The following is a 14,885-nucleotide window of genomic DNA, read 5'->3' as shown; positions in this document are numbered from 1 at the left end:
GAGAGGACCGTTATGAACCTGCACCCGAACCTTCGCCACAGCCTGCTGGCCAGCGCCTTGCTGCTGGCCAGCGGCCTGGCCGTCGCTGCCGAGCCGGCGGTGATCGCCAAAGAGCTGCAACAGGCCAAGACCTACACGGTCGCCAGCGCGCCCATCGAGCCGCTGCAAATGGATCCGCCCAAGCTGCCTGACCTGTCCGGCTACACCGCCGAGGCGGTGCAGCAGAAGATCGACCGCAGCCACAAGGCCAAGGTCAGCGTGCGCCGCATGCTCCAGGAGGACACCCTCAAGGAGTTCATCGGCGGCGACAACAAAGGCGCCGAATGGGTACGCCGCCAGCACGGTATTCCCCAGGCGATTTTCGTCGACGACGGGCATATCGACCTGGTGGAACTGAGCAAGAAAGTGCCCAGCCAGTACCTGCGCGAAACCGCGCCGGGCGTGTACCTGGCGCGCCTGCCGATCGTGGTAGGACGCAAGGGCGTGCTGGAGATCGACGGCAAGGTCAAGGAGCTGCGCCTGTCCCAGGAAGGCGGATCGTTCATCGTCAACGACGGCAAGCTGTTCGTACGCGACACCCAGGTCACTGGCTGGCGCGAGCAGGCCAACGGCCCGGCGACCTTCCGCTCGCCTGACGAATTCCGCCCGTTCCTGCTCAGCTGGGGCGGTACCGAGACGTACATCGTCAACAGCAAGATGGCCAGCTTTGGTTACAACAAGTCCAAGTCGTACGGTGTGAGTATTTCCCAGTACACCCCGAACATGGCCAAGCAGATGGGCCGCAGCGAGCCCACCGGCTGGATCGTCGGCTCTGAATTCAGCGACATGTGGTATGGCTTCTACTGCTACGAGACCCGCGATTTCGTGGTCAAGGACAGTACCTACCGCGACAACATCGTCTACGGCATCGACCCCCACGACCGTTCGCACCGCCTGATCATCGCCGGCAACACGGTGTACGGCACCAAGAAGAAGCACGGGATCATCGTCTCGCGCGAGGTCAACGACAGCTGGATCATCAACAACAAGAGCTTCGACAACAAGCTCTCGGGCGTGGTGATCGACCGTAACAGCGTCAACAACCTGATCGCCTACAACGAGATCTACCGCAACCACACCGACGGCATCACCCTGTACGAAAGCGGCGACAACCTGATCTGGGGCAACAAGCTGATCAACAACCGTCGTCACGGCATTCGCGTGCGCAACAGCGTGAACATTCGCCTGTACGAGAACATCGCCATGGCCAACGGCCTGGTCGGCGTGTACGGGCACATCAAGGACCTTTCCGACACCGACCGCGACATCGCCCTCGACCCGTTCGACACCAAGGTGTCGCTGATCGTGGTTGGCGGCGAGCTGGCCGCCAATGGTTCCGGCCCGCTGTCGATCGACTCGCCGCTGTCGGTGGAACTGTACAAGGTGTCGATGCTGATGCCACGCAAATCCAGCGGTATCAGCCTCAATGGCGTGCTGGGCGAGCGCCAGGACGAAATCCTCGACCTGCTGGTGCGCCAGCAAAAGGCTGTGCTGATCGACCCGGTCGAACGCCAGACCGAAATGATCGACTAAGGAAGCCCAGACCATGACCATGAACATGAACATGATGAAACTGCTGGGCCTGTCCGCCGCCCTCCTGGCCATCAGCCAGGGCGTGCGTGCCGAGGACGTCAAGGCCCCGACCTTCAGCGCCGAGCCATGCTGCCAGCTGTGCCCTGAAGCACACGATGCCAGCCGCTACACCACCCGCTACCAGCAGAACTTCACCACCCTGGTGCAAGCCCAGGGCGACTGGCTGTTCCGCACCCGCGAAGACCTGCGCACCGAATTCGACACCACGGCGCTGGGCTACAAGCGCCTGCAGCAGGTACACGACGCATTCAAGAAGCGCGGCGTGGAACTGGTGGTGGTGTACCAGCCAACTCGCGGCCTGGTGAACCGCAACATGCTCAAGCCCGAAGAAAAAGCCGCCTTCAACTACCAGAAGGCACTGCACAACTACCAGGCCATGCTGCAGCGTTTCGCCAAGATGGGCTACAACGTCCCCGACCTCTCGCCGCTGACCAACGAGCAATTGGCCGCCGCCGACCAAGGCAAAGATTTCTACTTCCGCGGCGACCAACACTGGACCCCCTACGGCGCCGAGCGTGCGGCGAAGATCGTGGCCGATACGGTACACCGGATGCCGGCCTTCGAAGGCATTCCACGCAAGGAATTCGAGACCCACAGGTCTGGGCGCATGGGCAAGACAGGCACCCTGCACAACGTTGCCGGGCAACTGTGCGGCACCAGCTACGCGGTGCAGTACATGGACCAGTTCGCCACCGAACCTAAAGGCGGCGCCAGCGGCGGTGACGACCTGTTCGGCGACGCCGGCAATGCCCAGATCACCCTGGTGGGCACCAGTCACAGCGGCAAGAACTACAACTTCTCGGGCTTCCTGGAGCAGTACATCGGCGCCGATGTGCTCAACGTCGCCTTCCCCGGCGGCGGTCTGGAAGGCTCGATGATCCAGTACCTGGGCAGCGAGGAGTTCCAGAAGAACCCACCGAAGATCCTCATTTGGGAATTCTCGCCGCTGTACCGCCTGGACCAGGAAACCATCTGGCGGCAGATCCTCGCGCTGCTCGACGACGGCTGCGACGACCGCCCGGCGCAATTGAGCGCCAGCGCCACCCTCAAGCCTGGCAAGAACGAGCTGATGGTCAACGGCAAGGGCGGCGTGATCAAGGACCTGGTCAACCGCAACCACCAGATCGACATCCGCTTCGAGGACACCTCGGTGAAAGTCCTGCAGGCCACCCTCTGGTACCTCAATGGTCGTCACGAGGACATCAAGATCGAGAAGCCCGAGACCTCCGACACCGACGGGCGCTTCGTCTTCCAGATGCGCGAAGACGAGGACTGGGCAGGCCAGAACCTGCTTGCCCTGGAGGTCCAAGGGCCGGAAAGCGGCACCCAGAAAGTCGAAGCGAAACTGTGCAAACGCAACAACTTCGCCAGCCCCGCGCAGCACACCGCGCAAGCTGGCCAGTGAGGCGATCATGAACCGTTCAATCCGCTCGTTCGCACCCGCCCTGCTCGCCCTCGCCCTGTTCGGCGGAGCCGCGCAGGCCGCGCTGGTGCCCCCCCAGGGCTACTACGCCGGGATCGAAAAACCCAAGACCGGCGATGGCAATTTCAGCTGCGAGGCCGCGCCCAAGCCGTTCACCGGCCCCCTGCAATTTCGCAGCAAGTACGAGGGCTCCGACAAAGCCCGCGCCACCCTCAACGTCGCGTCGGAAAAGGCCTTTCACAATGCCACCGCCGACATCACGACCCTCGAACGGGGCGTCAGCAAGATGGTCGGCCAGTACATGCGAGACGGCCGTGCCGCGCAGCTCGACTGCGTGCTGACCTGGCTCGACACCTGGGCGCAGGCCGATGCGCTGGAGTCCACCGACTTCAACCACACCGGCAAGTCCATGCGCAAATGGGCGCTGGGCAGCATGAGTGGTTCGTGGCTGCGCCTGAAGTTCTCCAACGCCAGGCCACTGGCCGCGCACCAGGCCCAGGCCAAGGAGATCGAACAGTGGTTGGCGCGCCTGGCCGAGCAAACCGTGCGCGACTGGAGCGACCTGCCGCTGGAGAAGATCAACAACCATAGCTATTGGGCTGCATGGTCGGTGATGGCCACCGCCGTGGCCACCGACCGACGCGACCTGTTCGACTGGGCGGTGAAGGAATACAAGATCGGCGCCAACCAGGTCGATGAACAAGGCTTCCTGCCCAACGAAATCAAGCGCAAGCAGCGTGCCCTGGCCTACCACAACTACGCCCTGCCGCCGCTGGCGATGATCGCCACCTTCGCCCAGGCCAACGGCGTGGACCTGCGCGCCGAAAACAACTTCGCCCTGCAACGCCTGGGCGAAGGTGTGCTGGCCGGGGCTCGCGATCCTGTGCATTTCAGCACCCGCGCTGGCGCCAGGCAGGACCTGAAGGACCTCAAGGTCCAGAGCAAGTACGCCTGGCTGGAGCCGTGGTGCGCGCTGTACCACTGCGTTGGCGATACCGCTGAACGCAAGCACGAGATGCAGCCGTTCAACAGCTTCAGGCTCGGCGGCGACATGACCCGGGTCTACGACCCGAGCGCGGAGCAAAAGAAGTAACGCAAGACCTGATGACCAGAGCAACTCTGTGGGAGCGGGCTTGCCCGCGAATGCGATCGATCTGACAACGCTGCTGCGGCGACTGACGCATTCGCGGGCAAGCCCGCTCCCACAGGGGATCGCCTGGCCATGTACTAACTAGGTGACCTTCCACGTTTTCGTGGGGGGTTTGGGGGGCGCTGTGCCCCGGATGCTGTGCACAACAAGGAGAACCGGGATGGTCTTCTCGTCCAACGTGTTCCTGTTCCTGTTCCTGCCGGTTTTCCTCGGCTTGTACTACGTGAGCGGAAACCGCTATCGCAACCTGCTGTTGCTGGTTGCCAGCTACATCTTCTACGCCTGGTGGCGGGTGGACTTCCTCGCCCTGTTCGCCGGGGTGACCCTGTGGAACTACTGGATCGGCCTGAAAGTCGGCGCCGCCGGGGTACGCACCAAACCCGCACAACGCTGGCTGCTGCTGGGGGTGGGGGTCGACCTGTGCATCCTCGGCTACTTCAAGTACGCCAACTTCGGGGTCGACAGCCTCAACGCGATCATGACCTCGATGGGCCTTGAGCCCTTCATCCTGACCCACGTGCTGCTACCGATCGGTATCTCGTTCTACATCTTCGAGTCGATCAGCTACATCATCGACGTGTACCGCGGCGATACCCCGGCCACACGCAATCTGATCGACTTCGCGGCGTTCGTGGCGATCTTCCCGCACCTGATCGCAGGCCCCGTGCTGCGCTTCAAGGACCTGGTCGACCAGTTCAACAACCGCACCCACACCCTGGACAAGTTCTCCGAAGGCTGCACCCGCTTCATGCAGGGTTTCATCAAGAAAGTCTTCATCGCCGACACCCTGGCGGTGGTGGCCGACCACTGCTTCGCCCTGGAAAACCCCACTACTGGCGACGCCTGGCTGGGTGCGCTGGCGTACACCGCACAGCTGTACTTCGATTTTTCCGGCTACAGCGACATGGCCATCGGCCTGGGCTTGATGATGGGCTTCCGCTTCATGGAAAACTTCAAGCAGCCGTACATCAGCCAGTCGATCACCGAATTCTGGCGGCGCTGGCACATCAGCCTGTCGACCTGGCTGCGCGACTACCTGTACATCACCCTGGGCGGTAACCGCAAAGGCACCTTCAACACCTACCGCAACCTGTTCCTGACCATGCTGCTGGGCGGGCTGTGGCACGGCGCCAACTTCACCTACATCATCTGGGGCGCCTGGCACGGCCTGTGGCTGGCCATCGAACGCGCACTGGGCATCGACACCAACCCGCAGCGCTTCAACCCGATCAAGTGGGCCTTCACCTTCCTGTTGGTGGTGGTCGGCTGGGTGATCTTCCGCGCCGAGAACCTGCACGTGGCCGCCCGTATGTACGGCGCGATGTTCAGCTTCGGTGAATGGCAATTGTCGGAACTCAACCGCGCCAACCTCACCGGGTTGCAAGTGGCCACGCTGATCGTTGCCTACCTCACCCTGGCGTTCTTCGGACTGCGCGATTTCTACCGCAATGCCACCCCGGCCCCCAAGGCCACCCCGGTGCAGGTCAACGCCGATGGCTCGGTGGGCCTGGACTGGACGCGGATCATGACCCGCGCCCTGGTCCTGCTGCTGTTCATCGCCTCGGTGCTCAAGCTCTCGGCGCAGAGCTACTCACCGTTCCTCTACTTCCAGTTCTGAGGCCCCGATCATGAACCGGACACTTCGTATCACCTATTCGCTGTCGTTCATGGGCCTGCTGGTGGGCCTGGGCGTGTGGTCGCTCGGCGGGCTGGAAAGCTTCAACCGCACCACGCAGATGACCCTGCTCGACGGCAAGCTGGCCAAGGCCGCCGAAACCCACTACGACGCAGAGTTCCCGATCAAGCGCCTGGGCACCAACCTGTGGGCAGCACTGGACTACAAACTGTTCAACGAAGGCCGCCCAGGCGTGGTCCTGGGCCGTGAGCAGTGGCTGTTCAGCGACGAGGAGTTCAAGCCCAGCGTGGCTGCCGAGCAACAGATGCGCGACAACCTGGCGCTGGTGCGCGGGGTGCGCGACACCTTGCAACGCCAAGGCGTGCAACTGGTGCTGGCGATCATTCCGGCCAAGGCGCGGGTCTATGCCGAGTACCTGGGCAAGGAAACGCCGGCCAGCCTGCACGACGACTTGTTCAACCAGTTCCACGCCCAGGTGCGCCAGGCCAACGTGCTGGCCCCCGACCTGCTGGCACCGCTGGAGCAGGCCAAGGCGCGTGGCCAAGTATTCCTGCGCACCGACACGCATTGGACGCCGATGGGCGCCGAGGTCGTCGCCCAGGCCCTGGCCGACACCGTGCAGCGTCAGCAGCTGCTCACTGGCGAACCCCAGGCCTACGTCACCCAAGCGGGCGCCAGCGCGCCGTACAAAGGCGACCTGACCAACTTCCTGCCGCTCGACCCACTGTTCAGCGACCTGCTGCCGCCCCCGGACACCCTGCAGCAACGCTCGACACAGCCGGCACAGGCCGAGGGCGACGGCGACGACGCGCTGTTCGCCGACAACCAGATCCCGGTAGCGCTGGTCGGCACCAGCTACAGCGCCAACCCGCACTGGAACTTCCTCGGCGCGTTGCAGCAGGCGCTGCACAGCGACGTCGCCAACTATGCCGAGGACGGCCACGGCCCGCTGCTGCCGATGCTCAAGTACCTGCAAAGCGACGCCTTCAAGAACGCCCCGCCACAGGTCGTGGTATGGGAGTTCCCCGAACGTTATCTGCCAATGAAAAGCGACCTCAGCCGCTTCGATCCCCAGTGGATCGCGCAGCTGAAGAACACCCGTAAATCCGAAGAAAACCTGGCCCTGTCGTCCAATCGGACGGACCACTGAAGATAGAGAGGAACACGCACATGACCACCAAGACTTCCATTGCCAAAGCCCTCACCCTCGCCGCCGGCCTGTCACTGGCCTCGATGCAGGCCTTCGCCGGTGCCGATGCCGCACTGTACGGGCCGAGCGCACCGAAAGGCTCGACCTTCGTGCGCCTGTACAACGCCACTAACGCGCCGACCGCCGCCTCGGTCGGCAACACCCAGATCAAGCAGGTCGGCGCCCAGGCCAGCAGCGACTTCAGCTTCCTGCCAAGCGGTGACTACACCGCCCAGGTCGGTGGCAAGAGCGTCCCGGTGAAGCTCGCGTCCGACAAGTACTACACCCTGGTCAACAACGCAGGCTCCAATCCGCAACTGATCGAAGAGCCGCCGTTCAAGAACAAGCAGAAAGCCCTGGTGCGCGTACAGAACCTCAGCGACCAGCCGCTGACCCTCAAGACCGCCGACGGCAAGACCGAAGTGGTCAAGGCCGTGGCTGCCAAGGGCCGTGGCGAACGTGAAATCAATCCGGTCAAGGTCAACCTTGCCCTGTATGCAGGCGACAAGAAAGTCGGCGACGTCAAACCCGTCGCCCTGGAGCGCGGCGAAGCGGCCGTGCTGTATGTCACCGGTTCCGGCAACAGCCTGTCGCCGGTGTGGGTAACTCGCCCCGTGGCTAGCAACTGATCCCCCTGCCTCTTAACGACTATTGGAGAAACATGATGATCCCGGTAATTCTTTCTGGTGGTAGCGGTTCGCGTCTGTGGCCTCTGTCGCGCAAGCAGTTCCCTAAGCAGTTCCTGGCCCTGACCGGCGAGCACACTTTGTTCCAGCAGACCATCGAGCGTCTGGTATTCGAAGGCATGGACACCCCTATCGTGGTATGCAACAAGGACCACAAGTTCATCGTCCAGGAACAACTGGCGGCGTTGCAGCTCGACACCCAGTCGATCCTGATGGAGCCGTTCGGCCGCAACACGGCCCCTGCGGTGGCCATGGCCGCCATGAAACTGGTCAACGAAGGCCGTGACGAGCTGATGCTGGTACTGCCAGCCGACCACGTGATCGAGGACCAAAAGGCCCTGCAACGCGCCTTGGCCCTGGCCACTGTGGCTGCCGAGCGCGGCGAGATGGTGCTGTTCGGCGTACCGGCCACCAAGCCTGAGACCGGCTATGGCTATATCCGCTCCAGCCAGGACGCCCTGCTGCCCGAAGGCGTGGCACGGGTAGCGCAGTTCGTCGAGAAGCCCGATGAAAAACGCGCCAACGAGTTCGTGCGCGCCGGCGGTTACTTCTGGAACAGCGGCATGTTCCTGTTCCGTGCCAGCCGCTTCCTCGAAGAGCTGAAAAAGCACGACCCGGACATCTACGACACCTGCCTGCTGGCCCTGGAGCGCAGCACCGAAGAGGCCGACGTGCTGAGCATCGACGAAGCCACCTTCGCCTGCTGCCCGGACAACTCCATCGACTACGCGGTGATGGAAAAGACCCAGCGCGCCTGCGTGGTACCGCTGTCGGCCGGCTGGAGCGACGTAGGCTGCTGGTCGTCGCTGTGGGATGTGCACGAGAAAGACGACAACGGCAACGTCACCAAAGGCGATGTGGTGGTGCAGGACAGCCACAACTGCATGATCCACGGCAACGGCAAGCTGGTGTCGGTGATCGGCCTTGAGAACATCGTGGTGGTCGAGACCAAGGACGCCATGATGATCGCCCACAAGGACAAGGTCCAAGGCGTCAAGCAACTGGTCAACACACTCGATGCGCAAGGTCGCAGCGAGACCCAGAACCACCTTGAGGTGTACCGCCCGTGGGGCTCGTACGACTCGGTGGACATGGGCGGACGTTTCCAGGTCAAGCACATCACCGTCAAGCCAGGCGCGGCACTGTCGTTGCAGATGCACCACCACCGCGCCGAGCACTGGATCGTGGTCAGCGGCACGGCCGAGGTGACCTGCGACGAGAACGTGTTCCTGCTGACCGAAAACCAGTCCACCTACATCCCGATCGCCTCGGTGCACCGCCTGCGCAACCCCGGCAAGATCCCGCTGGAGATCATTGAGGTGCAGTCCGGCAGCTACCTGGGTGAAGACGACATCGAGCGCTTCGAGGATGTCTATGGCCGCACGTCCACGCCAGTCGAGCGCGGGGTATCGGTGAAGACCATCGCGCAGTAAAAGCTGCGAGCTGCAAGCTGCAAGAAAAAGCGGGGCGCCGGGGGATCGAAATGCTCGATTCACCGCCGCTGCGCTTCTTCTTGTGGCTTGAAGCTTGAAGCTTGCAGCTTCAAGATGATGGAACACCCGCCACCAAGGCATGCCCCACCATGATCATCGGCGCCCTGCTCATCCTCACCTGGCTGGTTCTGCTGCTGCGCTATCCGGCCAAGGCCGTGCCGATTTCCCTCGCGGGCGTCTGTGGCCTGGGGCTGGTGGCGTTGTACGTGGTCTGGCAGGACAACCGCGAAGCCTCGCAACTGGCACGTTTGGATATCCGCCTAAGCTATGCCCCCGACCAGTGCCCTGCAGACCGTGCGCTGCATGTACGCATGAAGAATGGCAACCAGGTCCCGCTCACCGAACTGCGCTGGCGCGTGGCGGCCTATGCCCCCGGCGACACGGCCAACCTCGCCGAGAACACCTACAATGCACCGCGCTATCGTGGTCCTGGCGAATTGCAGCCGGGCAGCGAATGGACCGACTGCCTGCCGCTGCCGCCACTGCGCGCGGGGTATCGACCGCAGACCCTGGAGTTTCGGGCTGAGCATCTGCAAGGTACATTCGCCAACTGATGTGTCGGCTGTACCGGCCTCTTCGCGGGTGAACCCGCTCCCACAGGTACTGCACGCGCCTCAACGCCGGTGTAATGGCACAGGCAACCTCAACCACAGCTGACAACAGGACACCCCCATGCCCACCGTCCTCATCACCGGTTGTTCCAGCGGCATTGGCCGCGCCCTGGCCGACGCCTTCCGCGATGCCGGATACAGCGTCTGGGCCACTGCCCGCAAACGACAGGATGTCGAGCAACTGGCGGCGGCTGGCTTCACCGCGCGGCAACTGGACGTCAACGACGCCCCCGCCCTCGCCCTGCTGGCCGATGAACTGGAGCACCTGGATATCCTCATCAACAATGCCGGCTACGGCGCCATGGGCCCGCTGCTCGACGGTGGCGTCGAGGCCATGCGCCAGCAGTTCGAAACCAACGTGTTCGCCTTGGTCGGCGTGACCCGCGCACTGTTCCCGCTGTTGCGGCGCAGTCGTGGGTTGGTGGTGAACATCGGCAGCGTGTCGGGCGTGCTGGTCACCCCGTTCGCCGGCGCCTACTGCGCCTCCAAGGCCGCCGTGCACGGGCTGAGCGACGCCCTGCGCCTGGAACTGGCGCCGTTCGGTATCCGCGTGATGGAAGTGCAACCGGGGGCGATTGCCTCGCAGTTCGCCAGCAATGCCCAGCAGCAAGCCGAGCAGGTGCTGGCTACCGACTCGCCCTGGTGGCCGCTGCGCGAGCAGATTCAAGCCCGCGCACGGGCCTCGCAGGACCGACCTACGCCCGCTGCGGCGTTCGCCCAGCAATTGCTCGCTGCTACCGGCAAGTCGCCCGTGCCGGCCTTGGTGCGTATCGGCAATGGCAGCACGGCGCTGCCGTTGCTGGCGCGCCTGCTGCCCCAGCGTTTGCTCGACTGGGTACTACGCAAGAGGTTCGGCTTGCTTCGGCCGCTCTGACCTGGCGCTCCTACACAGGCTCATCCGACTTTGTCGAACGCCTGCCAGCCGCCACCGAGCGCCTTGTATAGCCCGACCAACGCCTGCGATACCGCCGCCGAGCTGTCGATCCACTGCGCTTCGCTGGCCAGCAGCGCCGACTGCACCGTCAGCACGTTGAGAAAGTCCACCGCGCCTTCCACGTATTGGCGCTGAGCGGCCTCCAAGGCGATGCGATTCTGCCGCACCGCCTCGGCCAGGTGGTCGCGGCGCAGTTGGCTGGCGTTGTACAGGCGCAGCACATCGTCGATCTCGTGCCAGGCGCCGAGTACCACCTTGCGATAATTCAGCGCCGCTTCCTGCTGCTGCGCCTCGCGCAATTGCAGCGTGCCCTTGAGCCGTCCGCCCTCGAAAATCGGCAGCGACAGCTGCGGGCCGAAGGCGAAGCGACGCGAATCCCAAGCGCCAAAATCGGACAGTTGCAGGGCCTGGAAACCGACGCTGCCGGACAGCCGAATGCGCGGATAGAAGTCGGCCTTGGCCACGCCGATACTGGCGGTGGCCGCATGCAGACGGGCTTCGGCCTGGCGGATGTCGGGGCGGCGCTCGGCGAGTTCCGAGGGCACGCCAATGCCGAAGCGTTGCTGCGGCGCGGGCAGTTCGCCTGGCGCGCGCAACGAGTCCTGCAAGGCACGCGGCGGCTCTGCGGCGAGCAGGCTCAAGGCATTGATCAGGTCGTCGCGGCGGGCTTGCAGGGTGGGCAGGCGCGCCTCGATGGAGGCCACCTGCGCGCTGGCCTGGGCCACGTCGAGCTGGGTGGCGACGCCTTCGGCCTGGCGATCCTCGGAGAGCTTGAGGCTGTGCCGGGCCAGCTTGAGGTTGTCCTCGGTCACCTGCAAGGTGTGCTGCACGGCGCGCAGTTGGATGTAGTTGCCAGCAGTCTCCGAAAGCAGTGCCAGCAACACCGCGCGGCGGTCGTTCTCGGCCACCTCGACGCTGGCGTCGGCGGCTTCGACCTGGCGCCGCACACGGCCCCACAGGTCCAGCTCCCAGCCGGCGACCAAATCGCCCTGCCACAGGTTGTAGGCTTTTTTACCGGCGTTACCCGACGGGTCATTCAGGCCTTCGGCGCTGTTGCGTGCGCGGCTGTAGCCGGCGTTCGCATCCACCGACGGTGCTTGATCTGCCGCTAGCGTGCCGCGCAGGGCGCGGCTTTGCAGCAAGCGCGCACTGGCCATCTGCAAGTCGAGGTTACGCTCGGCGACCTGCTTGATCAGCGCACTGAGCTGGGCGTCGTGGAAACTGTCCCACCAGCGCAGCTCCAGCGGTTCGGCCAGCGGCTGGCTGACTGCGGCCTCGCCTTGAAGCGCGGCCCAGTCTTGCGGCGCATCGGTAGCCGGGCGCTGGAAATCCGGGCCGAGGGTGCAACCAGCCAGAAGCATAGCCAGCAACACCGGGGCCGCTGCGCGCCCCTTTCGCGCCCCAAGGCCGCTCGCGATCCCTTGTAGGAGCGGCCTTGTGCCGCGAAAGGGCTGCGCAGTAGCCCCATTGGCCTCGACTTTTTCATCCCGCCCACTCATCGCGCAGTCACCTCTTTGCCGGCCAGCGTATCGCCGTGGGTATCGATGGTCGCCTCCACCGACATGCCCACCCGCAGCCGTGCGAGCAGCGGCTGGCCGTCATCGAAGACGATCTTCACTGGAATGCGCTGCACCACCTTGGTGAAGTTGCCGGTGGCGTTGTCCGGCTTGACCGCCGCGAAGGTCACGCCGGTGGCCGGGGCGATGCTCTGGACATGGCCGTGGAGCGTTTCGCCCGAGAAGGTATCGACGCTGATGCTCACCGGCTGGCCCGGCTGCACATGGGTCAGCTGGGTTTCCTGGAAATTGCCGACGATGTAGGCCCGCGCCAACGGCACCACCGACAGCAGGCGCGCGCCGGGGTTGACGTAGGCGCCCACGCGCAGCGCACGCTCGCCAACCATGCCGTCCACCGGTGCGCTGATGCGCGTGTAGGACAGGTCGAGTTGAGCCTTTTCCAGCCCTGCTTCGGCACGTTTGAGCTGGCCGTCGGCACTGGCCACCTGGGCCGTGAGGATATCCACCTGCTTGCGTGTGGCCACCAGCGCTGCCTGGGTATTGGCCAGCCGCGCGCGGGCCTGATCAACCCGGCTGCGCGCCTGCTGGGCGTTCTGCACGGTGCCGGCGCCCTGCTCGGCCAGGCGGCTGTAGCGTCCCACTTCATGATCGGCGAACGCCGCCTCGGCCTGCGCCGCCTTCACCGCGGCCTCAGCCTGGGCGATCAGCGCCGCCTGGCGCTCCAGGGTGGCGCGGGCGTCCAGGCTCTGGGCCTTGGCCACCAGCAACTGCGCCTGGGCCGCATCAAGGGCTGCCTGATAGTCGCGATCATCGAGAATGGCCAGCAGTTGGCCTGCGCTGACCTGCTGGTTGTCCTCCACCAGCACGTCCTTGATAAAACCGGCCACCTTGGGCGCCACCACGGTGTAGTCGGCCGTGACGTAGGCGTCGTTGGTGCTCTGGCGCTGATCGCTGCCAAACATCCAGGGGCCGACGATGGCGGCCAGTACGGCCACGGCGAGCACCGAGCCGATGAAAAGCGTTTTGCGGTTGGGGGTCATTTGGCGTTTCTCGAATTCATCCACAGGCTCAAGCCACCGCACGCGGCGGATAGACCCGGGTAGGCACGAAGGGAATCAGGCAGATCAGGGCGACAGCGATGCACGCCATCACCAGGTAAAGGTCGGCACTGGTCAGCACCAGCGCCTGGTCGTGAAGACGCTTGGCAAGGCCCGCGGTGTTGTCGTCCACCAGCGGCGCGTTGCCCAGGCTGTCGACCAGGTGGTTGGAATGAAAATGCCGGCGCAGGGTGCCCAGGGCATCAAGCAGGCCCGTGGCAATCACCGCAGCCAGGCCTTTGACGGTGTTGAACCAGCTCGACGCGAACGGGCCCTCCTGCGGGCTCATGCCGTTGGTCGAGAGCATCAGCAACGGCAGCACCGCCATCGGCTGGCCGAATACCTGGAGCAGATAGAACGGGTAGAAGTCGCCGCGAATCCACTGCGAGGTGAGCAAGCTGCTGCCCACGCACGAGGCGGCCAGCATTGCCAGGCCGAGCGCCAGCACCCAGCGACAGTCCACCGCGCGGACGTTGCAAAGCGCGGCGGTGAGCGGCAGTGCGAGCAATTGCGGCATGGCCACCAGCAGCATCAGCGGGCTGATCTGCGCCGGGCGATAGCCCTGAATTTGCGCCAGATACGCCGACGGAATGCTGCCCACGCCCGAGAGCACGACCAGTACGCCGGCTAGGGTCACCAGGGCAAAGCTCAGGTTACGCCGGCCGAGCATGCGCAGTTGGAAAAACGGCAGCGGTTCGGACCACTCGTTGTACATGAACAGCGCCAGCAACAGCGCGCCGCCGCCCAACAGCCAGCAGATCAGCGGCGAGTCGAACCAGCCCCAGCGATCGCCCAGCGACAGGCCCAGCACGATGCAACTGATGGCCGGCAAGCCCAGCACCACGCCGCGCCAGTCGAACTGCTTGAAGCGCTCCAGGCGCAGCGGATCTTGCGGCAGACCCCAACCGACACAGGCGATGGCCACCAGCGACGGCAGGATGATCTGCCAGAACGCCCATTGCCAGCCGACGTATTCCGTCCACAGGCCCGCCAGCGGCGTACCCAGGTTGGGCCCGAAGGTGGCGGTCAGGGCGTAGCAGGCCAGGCCATAGACCTTGATACCCGGCGGCAAAAAGCGCAGCGCCACGCTCATCAGCATCGGCGGCAAGGCGCCCGAGGCGAAGCCTTGCAGCACACGCAGCAGCATCAGGCTGTGCAGGTTGGGGGCGAAGGGTTGCAGCAGGCCGAGCACGGCGAACACGCCGACGGCGGTCATGGTGAAGCGGCGCAGCGAGAAGGTGGTGGCCAGCCACGGCGCGAAGGCCATGGCCGAGACCGAGGCGGCGCTGTACACCGCCAGCAGCCAGGCGCCCTCGTCGGCACCGATGCCCATAGCGCCACGAATGTCATTCAGCGAGATCTTGGTTACCGCTTCGTTGAGCCCGGCGCACAGCACCGCCAGCAACACGCCGAACAACCCTACCACCACCTGCAGGCCGAACGCCGTCTGCGCCGGGGCCGCCGGCGCAGGGGCGGCGGCCAGTGCGGCCACGGGGGCAGTCAGGGAACTCATGGGG

The 14,885-nt window shown here is 64.5% G+C and carries 12 protein-coding genes; 9 read left to right on the top strand and 3 right to left on the bottom strand.

Going from position 1 to position 14,885, the window contains the following annotated elements:
* Nucleotides 1-12: 12 nt before the first annotated feature.
* The 9 genes from algG (at nt 13) to FEM01_RS12755 (ending at nt 10,694) form a co-directional block, all read left to right on the top strand.
* Entirely contained in the window at nt 13-1,572 is a 1,560-nt protein-coding gene (gene algG / locus FEM01_RS12795) for a mannuronan 5-epimerase AlgG (protein WP_138219836.1), read from the top strand.
* 19 nt (nt 1,573-1,591) lie between these two features.
* Nucleotides 1,592-3,037, top strand: a complete 1,446-nt coding sequence (locus FEM01_RS12790; protein WP_138220041.1) for an alginate O-acetyltransferase — start codon at nt 1,592-1,594, stop codon at nt 3,035-3,037.
* A gap of 7 nt (nt 3,038-3,044) precedes the next feature.
* Complete coding sequence (locus FEM01_RS12785) at nt 3,045-4,148, top strand: mannuronate-specific alginate lyase (protein ID WP_138219834.1); 1,104 nt, start codon at nt 3,045-3,047, stop codon at nt 4,146-4,148.
* Nucleotides 4,149-4,365: 217 nt separating this feature from the next.
* A complete protein-coding gene (locus FEM01_RS12780) occupies nt 4,366-5,823 on the top strand; it encodes an MBOAT family O-acyltransferase (protein WP_138219833.1) in 1,458 nt (485 codons plus the stop codon).
* A 10-nt stretch (nt 5,824-5,833) separates the two neighbouring features.
* A complete protein-coding gene (locus FEM01_RS12775; protein ID WP_138219831.1) occupies nt 5,834-6,991 on the top strand; it encodes an alginate O-acetyltransferase in 1,158 nt (385 codons plus the stop codon).
* A gap of 20 nt (nt 6,992-7,011) precedes the next feature.
* Nucleotides 7,012-7,659 (top strand): alginate O-acetyltransferase AlgF, encoded by a 648-nt coding sequence (locus tag FEM01_RS12770; protein ID WP_138219829.1) that lies wholly within the window; start codon nt 7,012-7,014, stop codon nt 7,657-7,659.
* 35 nt (nt 7,660-7,694) lie between these two features.
* Nucleotides 7,695-9,149: a mannose-1-phosphate guanylyltransferase/mannose-6-phosphate isomerase gene (locus FEM01_RS12765; RefSeq protein ID WP_138220040.1), complete on the top strand. Its 1,455-nt coding sequence runs from the start codon at nt 7,695-7,697 to the stop codon at nt 9,147-9,149.
* A 149-nt stretch (nt 9,150-9,298) separates the two neighbouring features.
* Nucleotides 9,299-9,763, top strand: coding sequence for a multidrug transporter (locus FEM01_RS12760; protein WP_138219828.1), 465 nt, complete (start codon nt 9,299-9,301; stop codon nt 9,761-9,763).
* 118 nt (nt 9,764-9,881) lie between these two features.
* A complete protein-coding gene (locus tag FEM01_RS12755; RefSeq protein WP_138219826.1) occupies nt 9,882-10,694 on the top strand; it encodes an SDR family oxidoreductase in 813 nt (270 codons plus the stop codon).
* A gap of 20 nt (nt 10,695-10,714) precedes the next feature.
* On the opposite strand, the gene FEM01_RS12750 is transcribed toward FEM01_RS12755, so the two are convergent.
* The 3 genes from FEM01_RS12750 to FEM01_RS12740 all read right to left on the bottom strand — a co-directional run bounded on the left by FEM01_RS12750 (nt 10,715) and on the right by FEM01_RS12740 (nt 14,881).
* The gene (locus tag FEM01_RS12750; protein WP_138219824.1) at nt 10,715-12,115 is read right to left on the bottom strand and encodes an efflux transporter outer membrane subunit; all 1,401 of its coding nucleotides are present in this window, start codon (nt 12,113-12,115) and stop codon (nt 10,715-10,717) included.
* A 134-nt stretch (nt 12,116-12,249) separates the two neighbouring features.
* Entirely contained in the window at nt 12,250-13,311 is a 1,062-nt protein-coding gene (locus FEM01_RS12745) for an HlyD family secretion protein (protein WP_138219822.1), read from the bottom strand.
* 28 nt (nt 13,312-13,339) lie between these two features.
* Nucleotides 13,340-14,881: an MFS transporter gene (locus FEM01_RS12740; RefSeq protein WP_138219820.1), complete on the bottom strand. Its 1,542-nt coding sequence runs from the start codon at nt 14,879-14,881 to the stop codon at nt 13,340-13,342.
* Nucleotides 14,882-14,885: the final 4 nt, after the last annotated feature.

It is taken from the genome of Pseudomonas mosselii (assembly GCF_005796105.1).
Lineage (GTDB): Bacteria > Pseudomonadota > Gammaproteobacteria > Pseudomonadales > Pseudomonadaceae > Aquipseudomonas > Aquipseudomonas mosselii_C.
The sequence above is the reverse complement of the archived record's forward strand: the minus strand, read 5'-3'. Positions and strand labels throughout refer to the sequence as shown.